Annotated in this window: 14 protein-coding genes; 5 read left to right on the top strand and 9 right to left on the bottom strand. The window is 58.4% G+C overall.

The genetic code is table 11. The features are described from left to right. Positions 1-98 precede the first annotated feature (98 nt). The 5 genes from CI807_RS30825 to CI807_RS30845 form a co-directional block, all read right to left on the bottom strand. Entirely contained in the window at positions 99-845 is a 747-nt protein-coding gene (locus CI807_RS30825) for a YebC/PmpR family DNA-binding transcriptional regulator (protein WP_016975451.1), read from the bottom strand. Between the two features lie 135 nt (positions 846-980). Next, positions 981-2,756, bottom strand: a complete 1,776-nt coding sequence (gene aspS, locus CI807_RS30830) for an aspartate--tRNA ligase (RefSeq protein ID WP_021491234.1) — start codon at positions 2,754-2,756, stop codon at positions 981-983. A gap of 107 nt (positions 2,757-2,863) precedes the next feature. Then, positions 2,864-3,085: an FmdB family zinc ribbon protein gene (locus tag CI807_RS30835; RefSeq protein ID WP_016975453.1), complete on the bottom strand. Its 222-nt coding sequence runs from the start codon at positions 3,083-3,085 to the stop codon at positions 2,864-2,866. 168 nt (positions 3,086-3,253) lie between these two features. Next, a complete protein-coding gene (locus CI807_RS30840; RefSeq protein ID WP_095017437.1) occupies positions 3,254-3,586 on the bottom strand; it encodes a ribbon-helix-helix domain-containing protein in 333 nt (110 codons plus the stop codon). A 180-nt stretch (positions 3,587-3,766) separates the two neighbouring features. Then, a complete protein-coding gene (locus tag CI807_RS30845) occupies positions 3,767-4,240 on the bottom strand; it encodes a Dps family protein (protein ID WP_003193874.1) in 474 nt (157 codons plus the stop codon). A 416-nt stretch (positions 4,241-4,656) separates the two neighbouring features. Between CI807_RS30845 and CI807_RS32035 the strand changes: the two genes are divergently transcribed. After that, positions 4,657-5,259 carry a cold-shock protein gene (locus tag CI807_RS32035; RefSeq protein ID WP_038845968.1) on the top strand — a complete coding sequence of 201 codons (603 nt, stop codon included), beginning with the start codon at positions 4,657-4,659 and terminating at the stop codon, positions 5,257-5,259. 69 nt (positions 5,260-5,328) lie between these two features. Here the strand turns inward: CI807_RS32035 and CI807_RS30855 are convergent, their stop codons facing one another. Both CI807_RS30855 and CI807_RS30860 read right to left on the bottom strand, forming a co-directional pair. Continuing rightward, the gene (locus tag CI807_RS30855; protein WP_016975456.1) at positions 5,329-5,535 is read right to left on the bottom strand and encodes a SlyX family protein; all 207 of its coding nucleotides are present in this window, start codon (positions 5,533-5,535) and stop codon (positions 5,329-5,331) included. A 3-nt stretch (positions 5,536-5,538) separates the two neighbouring features. Beyond that, positions 5,539-5,964 (bottom strand): HIT domain-containing protein, encoded by a 426-nt coding sequence (locus tag CI807_RS30860; RefSeq protein ID WP_095017438.1) that lies wholly within the window; start codon positions 5,962-5,964, stop codon positions 5,539-5,541. Between the two features lie 874 nt (positions 5,965-6,838). Here CI807_RS30860 and CI807_RS30865 point away from each other — a divergent pair. Further along, a complete protein-coding gene (locus tag CI807_RS30865; protein ID WP_095017439.1) occupies positions 6,839-8,137 on the top strand; it encodes an OprD family porin in 1,299 nt (432 codons plus the stop codon). Positions 8,138-8,329: 192 nt separating this feature from the next. Here CI807_RS30865 and CI807_RS30870 read toward each other — a convergent pair whose 3' ends face one another. Both CI807_RS30870 and CI807_RS30875 read right to left on the bottom strand, forming a co-directional pair. Next, positions 8,330-9,172 carry a mechanosensitive ion channel family protein gene (locus CI807_RS30870; protein ID WP_016975459.1) on the bottom strand — a complete coding sequence of 281 codons (843 nt, stop codon included), beginning with the start codon at positions 9,170-9,172 and terminating at the stop codon, positions 8,330-8,332. 135 nt (positions 9,173-9,307) lie between these two features. Further along, entirely contained in the window at positions 9,308-9,793 is a 486-nt protein-coding gene (locus tag CI807_RS30875; RefSeq protein ID WP_003175814.1) for a YajQ family cyclic di-GMP-binding protein, read from the bottom strand. A 123-nt stretch (positions 9,794-9,916) separates the two neighbouring features. On the opposite strand from CI807_RS30875, the gene CI807_RS30880 reads away from it, so the two are divergent. From CI807_RS30880 to CI807_RS30890, 3 genes are read left to right on the top strand one after another with little or no spacing between them, the layout of a single operon-like run. Beyond that, on the top strand, positions 9,917-10,834 hold the full coding sequence (locus CI807_RS30880; protein ID WP_095017440.1) for a putative 2-dehydropantoate 2-reductase: 918 nt from the start codon (positions 9,917-9,919) through the stop codon (positions 10,832-10,834). A 46-nt stretch (positions 10,835-10,880) separates the two neighbouring features. After that, the gene (locus CI807_RS30885) at positions 10,881-12,917 is read left to right on the top strand and encodes an ATP-binding protein (protein WP_095017441.1); all 2,037 of its coding nucleotides are present in this window, start codon (positions 10,881-10,883) and stop codon (positions 12,915-12,917) included. Positions 12,918-12,919: 2 nt separating this feature from the next. Beyond that, complete coding sequence (locus tag CI807_RS30890) at positions 12,920-13,498, top strand: cob(I)yrinic acid a,c-diamide adenosyltransferase (RefSeq protein WP_095017442.1); 579 nt, start codon at positions 12,920-12,922, stop codon at positions 13,496-13,498. Position 13,499 lies beyond the last annotated feature (1 nt).

Consider the following 13,499-nt stretch of genomic DNA (forward strand, 5'->3'; position numbering starts at 1 on the left):
AGCTTGCTCGCGAAAAACTCGAAAGCGCCGCTGGGTGTCAGATGTCCAGCGTTATCGTTGACGATTTTCGCGAGCAAACTCGCTCCTACAGGGGGCAGTTAGCCAAGTTGTGCAGCCACATCTTCCGGGATGTCGGCATTGGAATACACGTTTTGCACATCATCCAGGTCTTCCAGCATATCCAGCATTTTCAGCACCTTCTGCGCACCGTCCAGGTCCAGCTCGGCGCTGGTGGTCGGCAGCATCACGATCTCCGCGTCGGTGCCTTTGAAGCCGGCGGCTTCCAGCGCATTGCGCACGGCGTAGAAGCTGGCAAACGAGGTGAATACATCGATGGAGCCGTCTTCGTTGGTCACCACGTCGTCTGCGTCTGCTTCCATCGCAGCTTCCATCAACGCGTCTTCATCCGTACCCGGAGCGAAGGTGATCTGCCCCTTGCGCTCGAACAGGTAAGCCACCGAACCGTCGGTGCCAAGGTTGCCACCGCACTTGCTGAAAGCATGACGTACGGCTGCTGCGGTGCGGTTGCGATTGTCAGTCATGCACTCGACCATTACCGCCACGCCGCCCGGGCCGTAGCCTTCGTAGCTCAATTCGACCATGTCGTCGGTGTCGGCAGCACCGGCACCACGGGCCACGGCGCGGTCGATGATGTCGCGGCTCATGTTGGCACCCAGGGCCTTGTCCAGCGCCAGGCGCAGACGCGGGTTGGAACCCGGGTCACCACCGCCCTGGCGGGCGGCGACGGTCAGCTCGCGGATCCACTTGGTGAAGATCTTGCCTTTCTTGGCATCCTGACGCTCTTTGCGGTGCTTGATGTTCGCCCACTTGGAATGGCCAGCCATAACACAACTCCGAAATTCTGTAGAAACCTTGATCAACCCCGCCCCAGGCGGGAGGTAGTCCTTTAACGCAAAGGCGCATCCGAAGATGCGCCTTTTTAGACTGCGTAAACCTCAGTGCGCTTTCACGCAGCAGCCTTACTCAGCCTTCGGCGTCTCACGCAGGCGGATGTGCAACTCGCGCAGTGCCTTGGCATCCACCACACCCGGAGCCTGGGTCATGACGTCCGCAGCGCTCTGGGTTTTCGGGAAGGCAATCACTTCACGGATCGACTGGGCGCCGGTCATCAGCATCACCAGACGATCCAGGCCAAACGCCAGGCCACCGTGCGGCGGTGCGCCGTACTTCAGGGCGTCGAGCAGGAAGCCGAATTTCTCTTCCTGTTCCGCTTCGTTGATGCCCAACAGGCGGAATACCGCTTGCTGCATCTCTTTGCGGTGGATACGGATCGAACCGCCACCCAACTCAGTGCCGTTGAGCACCATGTCGTAGGCGCGGGAGAGCGCGCCCGCCGGGTTGGCTTCCAGCTCGGCCGGCGAGCACTTCGGCGCGGTGAACGGGTGGTGCAAGGCGCTGAAGCTGCCGTCGTCGTTCTCTTCGAACATCGGGAAGTCAACGACCCACATCGGGGCCCATTCGCAGGTCAGCAGGTTCAGGTCGTGACCCAGCTTGATGCGCAGCGCGCCCAGGGCCTCGCTGACGATCTTGGCTTTGTCGGCACCGAAGAACACGATGTCGCCGTCAACCGCGCCAACGCGATCGAGGATCGCGTTGAGGTTGTCCAACGGAATGTTTTTCACGATCGGCGATTGCAGACCGTCAACACCGTTGGCGCGCTCGTTGACCTTGATGTACGCCAGGCCCTTGGCACCGTAGATGCCGACGAACTTGGTGTAGTCGTCGATCTGCTTGCGCGGCATGCTCGCGCCGCCAGGCACGCGCAGGGCAGCGATGCGGCATTTAGGGTCGTTGGCCGGGCCGCTGAACACCTTGAAGTCGACTTCTTTCAGTTGGTCGGCCACGTCCACCAGTTCCAGCGGGTTACGCAGGTCTGGCTTGTCGGAACCGTAGCGGCGCATGGCTTCTTCGAAGGTCATGTGCGGGAAGTCGCCGAACTCCAGGTCCAGCACTTCCTTGAACAGGTTGCGGATCATCTGCTCGGTCAGGCCCATGATCTCTTTTTCATCGAGGAAGCTGGTCTCGATATCGATCTGGGTGAATTCCGGCTGACGGTCGGCGCGCAGGTCTTCGTCACGGAAGCACTTGGCGATCTGGTAGTAACGGTCGAAGCCGGCCACCATCAGCAATTGCTTGAACAACTGCGGCGATTGCGGCAGGGCAAAGAACGAACCCGCGTGGGTACGGCTCGGCACCAGGTAGTCACGCGCACCTTCCGGGGTGGCCCGGGTCAGGATCGGGGTTTCAACGTCCAGGAAGCCGTTTTCGTCGAGGAAGCGGCGGATGCTGGTGGTCATGCGCGAACGCAGGCGCAGCTTCTCGGCCATTTCCGGACGACGCAGGTCCAGGAAGCGGTAGCGCAGGCGGGTTTCTTCGCCGACGTCGGAGTATTCGTTGAGTGGGAACGGCGGGGTTTCCGACTCGTTCAGCACTTCCAGCTCATAGCCCAGCACTTCGATGCCGCCGGAGGCCATGTTCTTGTTCACGGCACCGGCCGGACGCAGGCGTACCTTGCCGGTGATCTTCACGACGTATTCGCTGCGCACGCGGTCGGCGGCGGCGAAGCTCTCGGCGCGATCCGGGTCGAACACCACCTGGGCCAGACCATCACGATCACGGATATCGAGGAAGATCACCCCGCCGTGGTCGCGGCGACGGTGAACCCATCCGCAAAGGGTGATTTCCTGACCTTCCAGGGTCTCGTTCAGTTGGCCGCAATAGTGGCTGCGCATCATGGTAGTGGTTTCACTTCTCGTAATTCGAAATTCGGTGGAGGCTTGCCTCGTCACCGTACATTAAAGCAGGGGACGGATAATGCAGGAGCCTGCGCGTAGAGTTCAACTCAGTCTGCTTTGTCGCCGCCCGCCAGATTCTTCTTCGAGCCGGTCTTGAAGTCGGTCTCGTACCAGCCGCTGCCGCTCAGGCGGAAGCCTGGCATGGACAACATTTTCTTGAGCTGCGGCGCTTGGCAGGCCGGGCAATCGACCAGCGGCGCGGCGCTGATCTTCTGAATGGCTTCCAACTGATGACCACAGGAAGCACATTGATAGTCGTACATGGGCATGGCGATGTCTCGGCGATCAGAACGTTACTGCGCCACGCCTGCTCCGGGATTACCCGGCACGCGCAGCAAAGCGCGGGATTATATCTGGTAAATCGAGGCAGCGCAGCCGGCTTTCTGCCCAGGGGCCTTGCCCACCTTAAAGGAGGACATGACCCCGAAGCCCGGTAGCTAAGAAGGTTGAACACGCTCTTTCAAGGCGTGAACCACACACACCACCCTGACCAACCCACTGAAGTTCTTCACGCCGCCATGACGCAAGTGCACTTCCCGGTCCACATAAGACAGCAACGCACTGACCGAACAGGCATTGATCCTGGCGATTTCCGTGAGGATATTCCAATAGATCTGCTCCAGCCGCAGGCACGTGGAAAACCCGTTGAGCCTCACTGACCGGGACAATGGCTTGGCCAGTCCCATGTCGAACCCTTTGACAAAGGGGTCGACCTTTATTTTATGAAAACCAGCGGTTTCCATGATTCCATTACCCACTCCGCGTGACATACACCTGACACTCCATTGCCAAACAGCCGCCCAGGGGGTGTCCCATTGGGCAATGGCCTTATAAAACAGCAGGCAGAGTGCAGCAGCCAGAAGACGCGACGTTGATAGGCGTAGGACAACGCCAGGAAATGCGTGGAAACAAGCAAGCGACGCCGGGAAGGCGCCGCCAAGGGTAGTTATTTACTGATTTTCAAGCAGGGAACGCAGCATCCACGCGGTTTTCTCGTGAACCTGCATGCGCTGGGTCAACAGGTCGGCCGTCGGCTCATCGCTGACCTTGTCGAGCAGCGGGAAGATACCGCGTGCGGTGCGAGTGACCGCCTCCTGGCCGGCGACCAACTGCTTGATCATCTCTTCTGCGCTGGGCACGCCTTCCTCTTCCTTGATGGACGAAAGTCGGGCGTAGATCGAGTAGGCACCCGGTGCCGGGAAACCCAGGGCACGGATACGCTCGGCAATGGAGTCCACCGCCAGCGCCAACTCGTTGTATTGCTCTTCGAACATCAGGTGCAACGTGCGAAACATGGGGCCCGTGACGTTCCAATGGAAATTGTGTGTCTTCAGGTACAGTACATAGGTATCCGAAAGCAGTCGCGAAAGCCCGTCGACGATGGATTTACGATCTTCTTCACTGATACCGATATCGATTGCCATGTTTATCCCCTTCAATTGACAAGCATTCATTGATCAGGTGCAGGACCACTCTAGCAAGTGTGCCGATGATGCGCAGCCCGGCGCGGCAATTCGCCCCGGCCTTGGCCCGCGAAAACAACGAAACCCAAGCCTTAGGTCTACGTAGGAAATAACCCAGCAGGCTGTTTGAAAAGCCCACAGGTGTCTAGGACAAGCGTTTGACGCAGAAATGCCGTCGCCTTTGCAACACCCCGAAATGCTTGATTTGAGTAGGCACAGCCTTTGCTGTTAAATAGGCGGCGTGTCGTCGCCGTTACTTTCTGCGCCAGCGACATAGGCTGATACCCCGCGCACGTGCCCAACGCCTCCCATTGTTCAGAAGCGAACCGTGCCAGTCAGCTCTTCCTTGTGATCCGTCTTAACGTGAGTTAATCAAAATGTTGAAAATCGTCCACCTGCTAACGGGCGTTGCAGCTTTGCTGCTGTCCTTTATCCCGAGCCTGCAGCCTGAAAGCCTGCCGTATCTGGAACAACACGACGCTCTGTACCTGGCCTTGTTCGGCCTTCTTAACCTGACGCTGGCACCGGTAATCCCTTACTGGAACAAAGGCACGCGTCATCAACTGCAAAACCTGGTCAGCGCGCTGTTGGTACTGACTGTTGTTGTACAAACCCTCACCCTCCTGGCACCCATGCCTGAAGTCGGCGGCCACCCGGCCATCCTGCTCAGCCTGGTGATTGCTGTGGTCGCCATTGTTCTTCACCTGGCCATCAGCTTCTACCGTTCGTCCCCTGCGGCCTCGTCGCAAACCTACGACATGACCAATCGGGATACCGGTACCGTCAAGTGGTTCAACACCTCCAAAGGCTTCGGCTTTATTTCCCGTGATTCGGGCGACGATATCTTCGTCCACTTCCGGGCCATTCGCGGCGAAGGCCATCGCGTTCTGGTGGAAGGCCAGCGTGTGGAATTCTCCGTCATGAATCGCGACAAAGGCCTGCAGGCCGAAGACGTGATCGCGGCACTGCCGCGTCGCTGATACCCGCCTTCGCAGCAAAAAAAACCGCGATCCAGCCTGGCTGGGTCGCGGTTTTTTTATGCACGCCTATTAATAGTGAGGCGGCGGCGCTTCTTCTTCGGACGTCTCGAATTGACCGCCCATTTCTTCCTGGCGCTTGAGCAGCGCAGTCATCTGCATTTGCAGGCGCTCGACGGCGCGCTGCTGGGTGACGAGGATGTCATTGAGGGTCTCGATGGTGTCGTCCTGGAAGGCCAGGCGGCTTTCCAGATCGTTGACGCGGTCTTGCAGATCCATGATTCAGCCCTGGGTAAAGACGAAGTCGGCGGACAACAGCGCGCGCAGACGAGCGCGGATGGCGGCCACTTGCTCGTCAGTGTAAGGCTGTGCCGGATGTTTGCCCCACACGGGCGCAGGCCAGGCGGCATCGTCGCGTTTGCGCACGATCACATGCACGTGCAACTGGCTGACCACATTGCCCAAGGCGCCGATGTTCATTTTGTCGGCGGACCAGCCTTCATTCAGCAACTGGGCCAAGGCAGTGGTTTCTTGCCACACACGTTGCTGGTCAACGACATCCAGTTGAAACACTTCGCTGATACCGTTGATGCGCGGCACCAGGATGAACCAAGGGTAGTTCGAGTCATTGGACAGCAGCAGGCGGCACAGGGGGAAATCCCCGATGACCAGTGTGTCTTGTTGAAGGCGTTGGTCTAAAGCGAACACCGCAGGCACTCCGTTCGGCAGGTCAGGTTCAAGGCGCCCAGCATACCTGCGAATCGCTATTGCTTCACGTCGGCCAATACGCGCCCAGGCAAGGCGTGACGAAAAAAAGTGCACCATTTCGAGCCAAACGGATTTTTCGACTACGCTCAATGACCAATCCTTCAGTGATTAGCTAAGCGCTGATCAAAACATTGCGACGAGAACCGCGATGCAGAGGCCTCACAAAACAAGGCATTGAGCCATCATCCAAACACTGAGGCCTCAGAGGCCATGCACCAAAATGACCCAATTGCGCCTCAAAGAGATCCGCCGATTACCCACTGACTGGGGTGAACGGGTAACGTTTTTCCCAGATACAGGATTTATGCACCACAACACAGTTACAGAGCCCGGGCGTCAAGGCCAAACCAATCGGCGTAAAAACCCCGTGCTTATGCGGTTTTCACGAGGCAGTAACGTTTTTCACGAAAAAATGACATTCGATTTACGGTTTGGGCACGCTTGCTGCATTCATCCCTTTATCGTCGGCAACGGCACCGGAAGGGAAGCAGGTGTTTCGCGATGAAAAACAGCAGCGGTTCAATGCACACCAAGGAAGATTTCAAACTTGGAAAGTAACGTTTTTTTGCGTTCTTTTAACGGTCTGGAAACAGTATTGAAGTTGTCAGCCTCGTTACAGTGAGGCTGTGAATTTGCGACATGGATATAGCAATCTACGACAAGCTCGTAAAGAAGCTGAAAGGAAAGTTGGGCAAGTATCGCCAATATTGTCAGCGTGATATAACTTTGCGCCGACACAAAAAGAAAGAGCCGCCCAGACAAAAATATAGGTGGGACGGCAGTACTCTTCCTAAAACCAAAGGAGCAAATCACGATGCGCGTGATGAAGTGGAGCATGATCGCCCTGGCTGTTTCAGCAGGCACTACGCAGTTCGCAATGGCGTCCGCCCAAAGCGATTCCAAAGGCTTTGTTGAAGACAGCACTTTCAGCATTAATACTCGCGCTCTGTACTTCAGCCGCGATTTCCGCAACAACCCGTCGGGCCCAGGCTCCCAGAGCCGTGCCGAAGAATCCGGCCTGGGCTTCAATGCCCTGTACCAATCGGGCTTCACCCAAGGCACCATTGGTGTCGGTGTTGACGTGATTGGCCTGTTGGGCGTCAAGCTCGACAGCGGCAAAGGCCGTGCTGGCACTGGTCTGTTCCCAACCGGTTCCGATGGTCGCTCGCAAGACGACTACTCCAAAGGCGGCGGCGCGGTTAAATTCCGTATCTCCGATACTGTCCTGAAAATCGGTGACCAGTACACCACAGCCCCTGTATTCGCGTCTGACGACAGCCGCTTGCTGCCAGAGCTGCCACAAGGTATCTCGATCACCAGCAATGAAATCAAGGGCCTGAAGCTGGAGGGCGGTCACTTCACTTCCAGCGTCGCGCAAAACCAGACCTACCATGACAGCCTGGGCTTGACCAAAACCGACTTCGTCGGCGGTGTCTACTCCTTCACACCTGAGTTCACCGGTAGCCTGTACTACGCTAAAACTGAAGATTATTTCCGTAAGTACTACAGCAACCTGAACTGGACCCACGCGATCAGCGACGACCAGTCGTTTGCCTTGGACTTCAACATTTACGACACCAAGAGCGAAGGCGAAGGCCTGCAGCGTGCTTCCAAAGACAGCGCACTGCCGTTCGCGCAGCGTACCAAGCTCGATAACCGTGCGTTCAGCTTGCAGGGTGCCTACACCATCGGTGCTCACACCTTCACGCTGGCTGCCCAAAAAGTTACCGGCGACGGTGACTACGGCTACGGCGTAGACGGCGGCGGCACAGTGTTCCTGGCCAACTCCATCGCCCGTTCCGACTTCAACGCCGAAGGCGAAAAGTCCTACCAGGCACGTTATGACATCAACATGGCCACCTTCGGCATTCCAGGCCTGAGCTTCATGACTCGTTACGTGACCGGTAGCGGCGCCAACACCGCCACCACCTCGAACGGTAAAGAGTGGGAACGCGATATCGAAGCCAAGTACGTGATCCAGAGCGGTCCGGCCAAAGACCTGAGCCTGCGTGTGCGTCAAGCGACCTATCGTTCGTCTGATGGCGTGTACTACGGTTCTTCGTCCATCGACGAACTGCGTCTGATCGCGCAATACCCGCTGAACATCTTGTAATTGACGCTTTAATTACAACGATGACTTAAGGCCTCGGCCTTAAACAAAAAGCCGCTCCCTTGTTTAACAAGGGAGCGGCTTTTTTATGGCTTTAATGTTTCAGCAACAAAATAACTAGCAAGCTAACTAACGACATTATCACCGATGGCTTGAACCTGACCTAACGGCCAAGTTCAAGGCAGTTAATTGCCATTACTTGGCAGCTGTTTCCTGCATCACGCGAATAACCCGCTGTGGAAACGGAATATCAATCCCCGCCGCTTTCAAACGATCCCGTGCAAGTTCGTTCAACATGAACACTACGTCCCAATAATCCGCAGTCTTGGTCCAGCAACGTAGGGAAACAGTGATCGAACTGTCACCCAAGGTCGATACCACTGCAACAGCCGCCGGGTCTGCCAGTACACGCGGGTCTTTGGCCAGTTCCAGCAACACTTCACGGGCTTTCTGCAGGTCAGCTTCATAGTCGACACCCACGTCAAACACCACCTTGCGGGTCGGCTGACGGTTGGTGTTGGTGATGAGGCCGTTGGACAAGCTGCCGTTGGGGATGATCACGGTCTTGTTGTCACCGGTACGCAGCACGGTGTGGAAGATCTGGATGCTGTCGACGGTGCCGGAAGTGCCCTGGGCTTCGATCCAGTCACCAATGCGGAACGGACGGAACAACAGAATCAGCACGCCGCCAGCGAAGTTCGCCAGGCTGCCTTGCAATGCCAGGCCAATGGCCAGGGTAGCGGCACCGATCGCGGCCACGAACGAAGTGGTGGCGACGCCGATCATCGAGGCCACGTTGACCACCAGCATGACCTTGAGCGCAATGTTCGCCAGGCTGGTGATGAAGTGTTGCAGCGCCAGGTCAGCATTACGCAATGCCAGCAAACGCCCCACGCGGTGCGTCAACACGTTGATCAGCCACCAACCGATGGCCAGGGTGAGCACCGCCAGCAAAAACCGGCTGCCGTATTCCATGATCATCGGGATCCACGACTCTGAGGTCTTGATCAAGTGATCCACTTCAGCATTCAAATCCATCTACATTCTCCTGTTTACCGGATGTTCGGCGTAGTGAGTGGCCATAAATGCAATTGAGCCCCGTAGGGCTCAATAGTCGGCGCAGGTTCTGGGGCGTGGGACGTCAAAAACGCCCACAGGTTCCCCAAAGTGCCATCAGTCGCGAAAGTTATTGAACTGCAGCGGCATGTCGAAGGTCTTGGCGCGCAGGGCCGCGATGGCCTCTTGCAGGTCGTCGCGCTTCTTGCCGGTGACGCGAACCTGCTCACCCTGGATCGCGGCCTGGACTTTCAGCTTGGCATCCTTGATGTGAGCAACGATCTTCTTCGCCAGCTCCTTGTCGATGCCTTCCTTGAGGACGGCTTCTTGCTTCATCAGCTTGCCGGAGGCGTAGGCGTCCTTGATTTCAAGGCATTGCGCGTCGATCTTGCGCTTGACCAGCGACAGCTTGAGGATCTCGATCATCGCTTCCAGCTGGAAATCGGCTTCAGCGGTCAGGTTGACGGTCAGCTCTTTTTCCTTGAATTCGAAGCTGCCCTTGCCTTTCAAGTCATAGCGACGGTCCAGTTCCTTGACGGCGTTCTCGACGGCGTTGGTGACTTCGTGTTTGTCCAGTTCGGATACCACGTCGAACGAAGGCATGTCATTTCTCCAATATAAGGGGCGGGCTCAGTAGAGATGGTGCGCGCCCAAGCTAAAATGCCGGGGCATTATAGCGGTTCTTTTGTCCCGTTCGCTGCGGGCGACTCTTTGGAGCACAAACTGATGTCGACCATCTGGCATATTCTCGGCGCCGGCAGCCTGGGCACACTCTGGGCCACGCGGCTGGCGCGTGCTGGCGTGCCCGTGCGGTTGATCCTGCGCGATGCAGCGCGCCTGGCCAGCTATCAGGCAGCCAAAGGGCTGACGCTGGTAGAACAGGGCATGGAACACACATACCCGGTAATTGGCGAAATGCCCGACAGTCCCGAACCGATTCATCGCCTACTCGTGGCGTGCAAAGCCTACGACGCACAGAGTGCCGTCGCACAGTTGCAACACCGGCTAGCACCGGACGCCGAACTGATCCTGTTACAGAACGGCCTCGGCAGCCAGGACGCTGTGGCCGCGCAACTGCCCCAGGCACGCTGCATCTTTGCCTCCAGCACCGAAGGCGCGTTTCGCGACGGCGAATGGCGTGTGGTATTCGCCGGCCATGGCTACACCTGGCTGGGAGACGCAAGCCACCCCACCCCGCCGCTTTGGCTGGATGACTTGCAAGCGGCCGGCATCCCCCACGATTGGAGCACCGACATCCTCACACGGCTGTGGCGCAAGCTGGCGCTCAATTGCGCCATCAACCCGCTGACCGTGCTGTACCAGTGCCGTAACGGAGAACTGCAAGCCCATCACTGTGAAGTCGCAACCCTCTGCGCCGAACTCGGCGAACTGCTGGAGTGCTGCGGCCAACCGGCTGCCGCGCAGGACCTGCAACACGAAGTGGAACGGGTGATCCAGGCCACTGCCGCCAACTACTCATCCATGTATCAAGACGTAACCGCCGGCCGTCGCACCGAAATCAGCTATCTATTGGGCTATGCTTGCCAGGCGGCCTCTCGTCACCAACTGAACCTGCCGCACCTGCAACAACTGCAAGTGCGCTTGGTGGAGCACTTGCTTGCACGTGGATTGCCCCGCGACTGAGCCACGCGCTACCCTGCCCGCCTGTCTATCACCTGGGAAAACCCTGATGCCGCTGCGCCAGCGTCTTGAAAACCTACCGGTCGGGCAGAAACTGCTGGCCGCCCTGCTGGTGCTGTTGACCACTGTATTGCTGGTGGCCAACCTGACCTTTATCAGCGCCGCCTACTGGATCTCCCAGGAAAGCATGGCGCCCCAGGCCTTGCAGGCCATCGGCCGCCTGGTGTCCAACCCCGCGCTCGCCGCCGAAGCCCTCGAATCGCCTGCCAAGGCTGACGCGCTGCTCAACGAACTGACCAGCTATTCGCCATTGCGCGCCGCCGCCCTGTACGACGGCGAAGGCAACCGCCTGGCGCAGATGCAACACGGCGACCGCCTGCACCTGCCAGACAACTATCGGCATATCGAAGCCTGGCGCGTCACCGAATTTCGCAGTAACCAGGTCATTACACTCCCCCGCGCCGGCCAGCCGTCCGGGCATTTGTTGTTGGTGGCCAGCAGCGAGTTGCCGGTAGCGTTCTATACCGGCACCTTGACGGCGAGCCTGGGCATCCTGATTTTCAGCGTGTTGTTGTGGCTGATCATCGCCCGCCAGATCAAACGCCTGATCACCCGACCCATCCACGAACTGGAAGAGCTCTCGCGCCAAGTCACCCGCGAGGAGAACTACGCCCTGCGCGCCGGCCGCGGCAACCACGACGAGATCGGCAGCCTGGCCGAAGCCTTCAACACCATGCTGTCGCGCATCGAAGCCCGTGAGCAACAACTCAAGCGCGCGCGGGACGACTCCCAGGCGGCGTATGACCAGGCTCAGGGTCTGGCGGAGGAAACTCGCCACACCAACCGCAAACTGGAACTGGAAGTGCAGGTTCGCAGCAAGATCGAGAAGAAACTCACCGGCTTCCAGAATTACCTGAACAGCATCATCGACTCGATGCCCTCGGCGCTGATCGCCCTGGATGAACAGCTCTACGTCACCCAATGGAACCAGGAGGCCAGCGCCCTCTCCGGCACACGCCTGGACGAAGCCCTCAACCAGCCGATCTACCTGGCGTTCCAGCCGCTCAAACCTTACCTGCCGCAGATCCGGGCGGCGGTTGAGCAACACACCGTGGAGCGCATCGAGCGTGTCACTTGGTTCAAGGACGACGAAGCCAAGCATTACGCCCTGACCTTCTACCCGCTGATGGGCGGGGCCGGGCGTGGCGTGGTGATCCGGATCGATGACATCACCCAGCGCCTGTCTCTGGAAGAAATGATGGTGCAGTCGGAGAAAATGCTTTCCGTGGGTGGCCTGGCTGCTGGTATGGCCCATGAGATCAACAACCCGCTGGGGGCGATCCTGCATAACGTGCAGAACATCCGCCGCCGCCTGTCCCCCGATTTGCCCAAGAACCTGGAGCATGCGGAGCAGGCAGGCATCGAGCTGGAAACGGTCAACCGCTACCTGCAAAGCCGCGAAGTGCCGCAGTTGCTGGATGGCATCCAGCAGGCTGGGGCGCGGGCGGCGAAAATCGTCACCCATATGCTCAGTTTCAGCCGTCGCAGCAACCGGCAGATGGCTCCATGCGACCTGCCTGCGCTGATCGACCAGGCCGTGGAAATCGCCGGCAATGATTTCGATCTGACCATCGGCTTTGATTTCAAGGGCCAGGCGATCATCCGCCAGTTCGATCCACAACTGGGCCCAGTGCCCGGCACCGCCAACGAGCTGGAACAGGTCCTGCTCAACTTGTTGAAAAATGCTGCCCAGGCCATTCACTTGCGTGAAGACGACAGTGAGCCAGGCCGCATCATCCTGCGCACGCGCCTCAACCCGCCGTGGGCGGAGATCCAAGTGGAAGACAATGGCATCGGCATGAGCGAAAACGTGCGCAAGCGCACCTTCGAGCCATTCTTCACCACCAAGGAAATCGGCCAGGGCACCGGGCTTGGGCTGTCGGTGTCGTATTTCATCATCACCAACAATCACAAAGGCCAGATGGAAGTGCACTCGACCCTCGGCCAAGGCACCTGCTTCACCCTGCGCCTGCCCCTGGCCGGTAGCCAACTGCCCCCTTACGAACTGAACCAACTGGAGCACTGACCATGGGCTTTCGCCTGTCGAAGATCTACACCCGTACCGGCGACAAGGGTGAAACCGGCCTGGGCGATGGCCGCCGCGTGCCCAAGGACCACCCACGGGTGGAAGCGATTGGTGAGGTGGATACGCTGAACAGCCAGTTGGGCTTATTGCTGGCCAGCCTGGAAGAACAGAGTGGCAAGCATCCGGAGTTGAGGGATGTGATCGAGGTGCTTACGCCTTGCCAGCATCGTTTGTTCGACCTGGGCGGTGAACTGGCAATGCCGGTGTACAAAGCCTTGAACGCTGCCGAAGTGGATCGGCTGGAAGCCGCGATTGACCGCTGGAATGAGGAAGTGGGGCCGCTGGAGAACTTCATCCTGCCCGGTGGTTCGGCGTTGATCGCCCAAGCCCACGTGTGCCGCAGCCTGGCGCGCAGTGCGGAGCGGCGGTGTCAGCAGTTGAATGCGGTGGAACCGTTGGAAGGCGTGGGGTTGGCGTACATCAATCGGCTGTCGGATTTGCTGTTCGTGGCGGCACGGGTGATTGCCAAGCGCCAGGGTGTGGCTGAGGTTTTGTGGCAAGCCGCCGCAAAACCTCATTGAG

It is taken from the genome of Pseudomonas sp. NS1(2017), assembly GCF_002269425.1.
GTDB lineage: Bacteria > Pseudomonadota > Gammaproteobacteria > Pseudomonadales > Pseudomonadaceae > Aquipseudomonas > Aquipseudomonas reactans.

Coding starts and splice junctions, on each gene's coding strand:
- CI807_RS30825 (WP_016975451.1), bottom strand. CDS start 845: ATGGCTGGCCATTCCAAGTGGGCGAACATCAAGCACCGCAAAGAGCGT.
- aspS (WP_021491234.1), bottom strand. CDS start 2,756: ATGATGCGCAGCCACTATTGCGGCCAACTGAACGAGACCCTGGAAGGT.
- CI807_RS30835 (WP_016975453.1), bottom strand. CDS start 3,085: ATGCCCATGTACGACTATCAATGTGCTTCCTGTGGTCATCAGTTGGAA.
- CI807_RS30840 (WP_095017437.1), bottom strand. CDS start 3,586: ATGTCACGCGGAGTGGGTAATGGAATCATGGAAACCGCTGGTTTTCAT.
- CI807_RS30845 (WP_003193874.1), bottom strand. CDS start 4,240: ATGGCAATCGATATCGGTATCAGTGAAGAAGATCGTAAATCCATCGTC.
- CI807_RS32035 (WP_038845968.1), top strand. CDS start 4,657: ATGTTGAAAATCGTCCACCTGCTAACGGGCGTTGCAGCTTTGCTGCTG.
- CI807_RS30855 (WP_016975456.1), bottom strand. CDS start 5,535: ATGGATCTGCAAGACCGCGTCAACGATCTGGAAAGCCGCCTGGCCTTC.
- CI807_RS30865 (WP_095017439.1), top strand. CDS start 6,839: ATGCGCGTGATGAAGTGGAGCATGATCGCCCTGGCTGTTTCAGCAGGC.
- CI807_RS30870 (WP_016975459.1), bottom strand. CDS start 9,172: ATGGATTTGAATGCTGAAGTGGATCACTTGATCAAGACCTCAGAGTCG.
- CI807_RS30875 (WP_003175814.1), bottom strand. CDS start 9,793: ATGCCTTCGTTCGACGTGGTATCCGAACTGGACAAACACGAAGTCACC.
- CI807_RS30880 (WP_095017440.1), top strand. CDS start 9,917: ATGTCGACCATCTGGCATATTCTCGGCGCCGGCAGCCTGGGCACACTC.
- CI807_RS30885 (WP_095017441.1), top strand. CDS start 10,881: ATGCCGCTGCGCCAGCGTCTTGAAAACCTACCGGTCGGGCAGAAACTG.
- CI807_RS30890 (WP_095017442.1), top strand. CDS start 12,920: ATGGGCTTTCGCCTGTCGAAGATCTACACCCGTACCGGCGACAAGGGT.